Consider the following 2,015-nt stretch of genomic DNA (forward strand, 5'->3'; position numbering starts at 1 on the left):
ATTCTGATAAATCAAATCCTTGTTTAATAAACCGAGCCATGATGATATTGTAATTTTTTCATATTAATTTTAATTTTAAAGATGATTTTTACAAAAAAAAATGTAAAATTTTCACATTATTACCAGCCTATGAAAATATTTTTAGATATTAACAAAATGGATTACAACAAAAGACTGATAGAGGTTTATTTAGAGCTGAAAAAGAAAGGTGAAATCACGACCTTAAAAGATTTTGGTTGGGTAATGAGTGAAAATGCTAATGGAATATCTGACATAAAATTTGAAAGAAAAAGTGTCACTTTAACCCATTTAGAGATGTTGAAAGAGCGATTTAATGAGGTAAATATTGAGCGAATAGTCACTGGGGAAGGACCAATATTACTTATTCCTACTGAAAATATTCAACCTGAAAAAATAGAAAAAGATGATGAACGAATAACTCAATTAGAAACAGAACTAAGTAAGGCCAATTTACAGGTTGAACATTTAGAAAGTATTATTAAATCGAAGGATGAGACTTTAAAGGCCCGTGAACAAATGATAGAATTAATGAATAGATTAGTAAAAAGTCCTACATCCAACTAGTCAATTAGTCCCCCAAAACAATTAATAAAAAATCACTTACTCACCCAGACAACTTTTTTCAAATCATTGCATACATTTCAAAGTGAATTGAATCCTAAGAAACTTTTTTACCAATTCACTATAAAGCTGCTGGAAAAATGAACCTGTTGGAAAAACTAACCTTAAGAAAACAATTCCTTTAAAACCTCTCCTCCATTTACTTTTAAAGTTGCACCAATTCCAAATTATTCTCTTTAGTAAAAGCCGTTATTCCATTCATTTGAATTTTCACCCAAACATCTTGATGGTCCAAAACTTGGACTCGATGTCCTTGGTTAACCATTTTTATAACTTCAGAAGCCGAGGAAGGAGCACTCATGATAAGACTATTATCTTGACTAAAAATCGCTTTATGATAAGACTTGCCAAAATTTACCAAAATAAGTTGGCCAAAAATAATCACAAAGAACAGACCAATGGTAAAATAAGGCCTTCGTCCTGTTTTACGCTTTAAATAGAGCATTAAAGCCAAAAGAAAGAAGGAAAAGGCCGACAAGGAAAAGGTCAACTGATTATAATATTTGTAGGTGAAGCCCATAAAAAAATCCTGATCTGATTTTTGGTACCCATCCAGCTGATGTTCCTCTGCTAACTGCTGCATTTTGACTAGGGCCTTTTCATTAGCAGTTGCCAAATAATAAAGATTCAAATAATAAAGAGCTTGACTAAACTGATCAAGACCTTCTTTTATGTAAGCCATTTTTAATAGCATGGCGGGTGAATATTCCTGCTGTTGGGAAAGAAGAGATTGGTAGATCTCAAAAGACTCCGTGTATTTTTGCAATTGAAAAAGTGAATCTCCCAACTGAAGGTTTTCTTCAGGAGTTTGAGTACTAGCAGGTTGCGAAAAAGTCCCAATTGAGAAGAAAAACACGGGAACAAAAATCAGCAGTTTTTTTAATAGGATGTTTTGCATTTTATATGTTTGCTGTTACCTTTGCATCGCAATTAAGGGAATCGCTTAGGTAAAATCAAGTCCCTTATCGGATTTTGAAGGTGTTGGAACAATTTATTTTTAGATTGTCAATTTTTCTTCAAAATTGCAATTTATGTTAACCCGGGCTTCAATACAATTGAAGCTATTTTTTTCTGTTAACATTTCCTGACTTGGTAGCTCAGCTGGTAGAGCAACGCCCTTTTAAGGCGTGGGTCCTGGGTTCGAGCCCCAGCCAAGTCACAAAAGGTCACCTCCATACAAGGTGACCTTTTTTTGTATTACTCTCATTGCCTCAACTATTAACTTTTTTTAAATCTTCCCTTAAAGGAAAAAAACAGCATAAATTCTCCTTTGTCCTCCTCAAAATCCTTTTTTTGATTCTCATTTTGATTTTTCTTTCTTGAAAGACTGATTTGGAGATTATTTTATTATCTTGAAATAACTTCTTTTTTTT

General features: G+C 32.8%; 2 protein-coding genes and 1 tRNA gene. 2 read left to right on the plus strand and 1 reads right to left on the minus strand.

Annotated elements, in window-relative coordinates:
* Positions 1-156: 156 nt before the first annotated feature.
* Positions 157-585, plus strand: coding sequence for a hypothetical protein (locus tag E1171_RS12280; protein WP_155206302.1), 429 nt, complete (start codon positions 157-159; stop codon positions 583-585).
* Positions 586-787: 202 nt separating this feature from the next.
* On the opposite strand, the gene E1171_RS12285 is transcribed toward E1171_RS12280, so the two are convergent.
* Positions 788-1,540 (minus strand): SH3 domain-containing protein, encoded by a 753-nt coding sequence (locus tag E1171_RS12285; RefSeq protein ID WP_155206303.1) that lies wholly within the window; start codon positions 1,538-1,540, stop codon positions 788-790.
* 188 nt (positions 1,541-1,728) lie between these two features.
* Between E1171_RS12285 and E1171_RS12290 the strand changes: the two genes are divergently transcribed.
* Positions 1,729-1,801: transfer RNA gene (locus E1171_RS12290), tRNA-Lys, on the plus strand.
* The last annotated feature ends 214 nt before the right edge of the window (positions 1,802-2,015 follow it).

This window comes from Xanthovirga aplysinae (genome assembly GCF_009711365.1).
Classification (GTDB): domain Bacteria; phylum Bacteroidota; class Bacteroidia; order Cytophagales; family Cyclobacteriaceae; genus Xanthovirga; species Xanthovirga aplysinae.